The 2,686-nt window shown below is 67.3% G+C and carries 3 protein-coding genes; all 3 read left to right on the top strand.

The window, feature by feature from the left end; translation table 11 throughout:
* Window positions 1-76: 76 nt before the first annotated feature.
* Complete coding sequence (locus AC2VON_RS11530; RefSeq protein ID WP_486953085.1) at window positions 77-982, top strand: phosphatidate cytidylyltransferase; 906 nt, start codon at window positions 77-79, stop codon at window positions 980-982.
* Between the two features lie 36 nt (window positions 983-1,018).
* The gene (gene rlmN, locus AC2VON_RS11525) at window positions 1,019-2,122 is read left to right on the top strand and encodes a dual-specificity RNA methyltransferase RlmN (RefSeq protein WP_486953084.1); all 1,104 of its coding nucleotides are present in this window, start codon (window positions 1,019-1,021) and stop codon (window positions 2,120-2,122) included.
* A gap of 101 nt (window positions 2,123-2,223) precedes the next feature.
* On the top strand, window positions 2,224-2,686 hold a 463-nt coding region (dsbE, locus tag AC2VON_RS11520; protein ID WP_486953083.1), incomplete at its 3' end, for a disulfide bond-forming protein DsbE.

Here is a 2,686-nt window from a genome sequence, read left to right as displayed (position 1 = left end):
CCAGATCGACGAACTCGTCAAACACAAAGAAGGCGAGCTGCTGGAGGTCTAGCTGACCGCTCAGCAACCAATCCCCGTGGCAGACAGCGACACCGGCGTAGGAGTTCCGGCTTCGGAGTCGACGGGCGGGTGGATGCGGCAGCGCCGCAAGAAGTCTCGGGCGGGGCGAAATCTGCCTGCCGCGATCATCGTCGGCGCGCTGCTGGGCGGCATGCTGGTCGCGATCCTGCTGCTGGCTCCGTTTCTGTGGGTGGTGACGCTGGCGGTGACAACCCCGATCGCCACCCACGAGGTGACCCGGCGGCTGCGTGAAGCGGGCTACCACGTGCCGTTCGTGCCGCTGTTGCTCGGCGGGCAGGCGATGGTGTGGTTGACCTGGCCGTTCGGCGCAGCAGGTGCGCTGGGCGCGTTCGGTGGCACCGTGGTTGTCTGCATGATCTGGCGTCTGGTCGGCAGGGGCCCGCAAGGCCAGTCGCACACCCCGGTCAACTACCTGCGCGACGTCTCGGCCACCGTCTTGATCGCCGCCTGGGTGCCGCTGTTCATGGGCTTCGGCGCGCTGCTGGTTTACCCGGAGGACGGAGCGGGCCGTGTCTTCTGTCTGCTGCTGACGGTGGCGCTCTCCGACATCGGCGGGTACACGGTAGGCGTGTTGTTCGGCAAGCATCCGATGGTGCCGGAGATCAGCCCGAAGAAGTCGTGGGAGGGGTTCGCCGGATCGCTGCTTTTCGGGATCACCGGCGCGGTGGTGGTGGTGACCTTCCTGCTCCCCGACAAACAGTGGTGGGTCGGGTTGCCGCTGGGGTTGCTGCTGGTGATCACCGGGACACTCGGCGACCTGGTCGAATCACAGGTCAAACGTGACCTGGGCATCAAGGACATGGGCCGGTTGCTGCCCGGCCACGGTGGCCTGATGGATCGGCTCGACGGGCTGTTGCCGTCGGCGGTGATCACCTGGATCGTGCTGACGCTGCTGCCCTGACCGTTCGGTGACGCGCCATCCATACTGGAACCCGACATGTTGCAACAGCTGGTGTTCGCCGCGCCGCGCCGGGCCCTGCCGCCGCGGCATCTCGCCGACCTCGACGCGGCCGGCCTCGGCGCAGCCGTCGCCGAGCTGGGGCTGCTGCCGTTTCGAGCCAATCAGATCGCCCATCAGTACTACGGCCGGCTGATCGCCGACCCACAGCAGATGACGGACCTGCCCGCGGCGGTACGCGCGGCGGTTGCTGACGCGCTGTTCCCGAAGTTGCTGACCGCTGCCGGCGAAATCGAGTGCGACGCCGGCCAGACCCGCAAGACCCGGTGGCGGGCGCTGGACCACACCTCATTCGAGTCGGTGCTGATGCGCTACCCGCGCCGCAACACGGTGTGCATCTCCGCACAGGCCGGCTGCGGGATGGCCTGTCCGTTCTGCGCGACCGGGCAGCAAGGGTTGACCCGCAACCTGTCGACCGCCGAGATCGTCGAACAGGTACGGGCGGCGGCGGTCGAAACGCGGGACGGTGATCCCGGTGATCACGGTCGGCTCTCCAACGTGGTGTTCATGGGCATGGGGGAGCCGCTGGCCAACTATGCCCGGGTGGTGGCCGCGGTGGGCCGGATCATCGAACCGCCGCCGTACGGCTTCGGCATCTCGGCCCGCGCGGTGACGGTGTCGACGGTCGGGCTGGCCCCGGCGATCCGCAAGCTGGCCGACGAACGCCTGGGGGTGACGCTGGCGGTGTCGTTACACACGCCCGACGACGAACTGCGCGACACCCTGGTCCCGGTCAACAACCGGTGGAAGGTTGCCGAAACGCTGGACGCCGCAAGCTATTACGCGGATACGACCGGCCGGCGGGTGTCGATCGAGTACGCGCTGATCCGCGACGTCAACGACCAGCCGTGGCGGGCTGATCTGCTGGGCAAGCGGCTGCACGGGGTGCTCGGTCCGCTGGTGCATGTGAACCTGATCCCGCTCAATCCGACGCCGGGCAGCGACTTCGACGCCAGTCCGAAACCGGTGCAACGCGAGTTCGTACGGCGGGTCCGGGCCCAAGGCGTGTCGTGCACGGTGCGTGACACCCGCGGCCGCGAGATCGCCGCCGCCTGCGGCCAGCTGGCGGCGCAAGGCCGGTAGCTGGAGCGCAGGCGAATCAGGCAGCGCCTGCGGCCAGCTGGCGGCGCAACCTATGTGAGCTATCTCACTTACAATAGAGATCTCAACGATGGAGGTCTCCGATGAAAATTCGCCTTTCGCCTGTGGCCAGGGTGTTTGCCATGGGCGTGGTGGCTGTCGCCTTTGTGCTCGGCCTGAGCACCGCACCACGTGCGCTCGCCGCGGACGAGCGTCTGCAGTTCACTGGAACCACCCTCAGCGGTGCTGCGTTCAGCGGCGCGAGCTTGCAGGGCAAGCCATCCGTGCTGTGGTTCTGGACGCCGTGGTGCCCGTTCTGCAACGAGGAAGCTCCCGGCGTAAGCCACGTGGCGGCCGCTAATCCGGGGGTCACCTTCGTGGGCATCGCGGCCCACTCCGATGTTGCGGCGATGCAGAACTTCGTCTCGAAGTACAACCTGAACTTCACCAACCTCAACGACGCCGACGGCGCGATCTGGGCTCGCTACAACGTGCCGTGGCAACCGGCGTATGTGTTCTACCGCTCGGACGGCTCCTCCACCTTCGTGAACAACCCCACTTCGGCGA

Source organism: Mycobacterium sp. TH-M82 (genome assembly GCF_057473605.1).
This window is presented reverse-complemented; position numbering and strand designations above follow the sequence as displayed.